The organism is Nesterenkonia sp. K-15-9-6 (assembly GCF_052656005.1).
In genome coordinates this window covers 1-742 of the sequence record NZ_JBQYEY010000066.1, presented here as the reverse complement: position 1 = coordinate 742, position 742 = coordinate 1, and the positions used below count along the sequence as shown (strand labels likewise).

Genomic DNA, 742 nt, shown 5'->3' with positions numbered 1-742 from the left:
GTCAGATATCTCTCTGCGTGCCACAAGGACAGACTCGCCGACGACCGACGCTCCACCCTTTAGCAACACGCCCTAGTCAGACGAGTCGTCATCGAACGGATCATCAATATCCTCCAACTGCCGAGGATTATCAACATCGAACTCTTCTTTGCGCTCCCGGCGATTCTTATCAATCACCCGCTCGTACGCTTCCCGCATACTCGGATCATCCGACAACCGGGTTTGGTAATGGGAGCGGAAAGCATCGCCTTCTGCCGTGCTCGCAATGAGGAAACCGCGCCCTTCCGCCAACCCAGCACCGTAGAAGATCTTCTCGTACTGAAAGATCCCCTGCGTGTTGCCTGGATTCTCGCTCAACCCCAGGCGTTCCGCGATCTCCTCCGCCACCTCGTAGGTCTCCTCCAGATCATCGAACGGCACATCGAACCCCACCCGCTGCCGGAAGACACCATCTCCCTCAGGACCCGGAGCCGATTCAGCTTCATGGAGCTCCGCGCTCCAGGGCTCACCATCAATGGTCGCCACGTCGTCCCCGAAGTACTCCCGCATCACCTCCACCACGATCTCCAGCTCAGCCATCTGCTCCTGATGGGTCAATCCACCCTCGATATCTATCAACCCCTCACCAGCAGTGCCCTCAGCCCCCGGGGTTCCCTCGCCGTTTTGGGGCTCTTCGCGTTTGAGGGTGTAGAAGCTGGGACGCGCGCCGGAGTCGGCGTGGCGGTGGATGGATAGAAGTCGA

The 742-nt window shown here is 59.3% G+C and carries 1 protein-coding gene; it reads right to left on the bottom strand.

Annotation, left to right across the window (positions count from 1 at the left end; all coding sequences use genetic code 11):
- Positions 1 to 72: 72 nt before the first annotated feature.
- Positions 73 to 742, bottom strand: a 670-nt coding sequence (locus tag SD455_RS16630) for a hypothetical protein (protein ID WP_445508748.1), incomplete at its 5' end; no start/stop codon positions are given.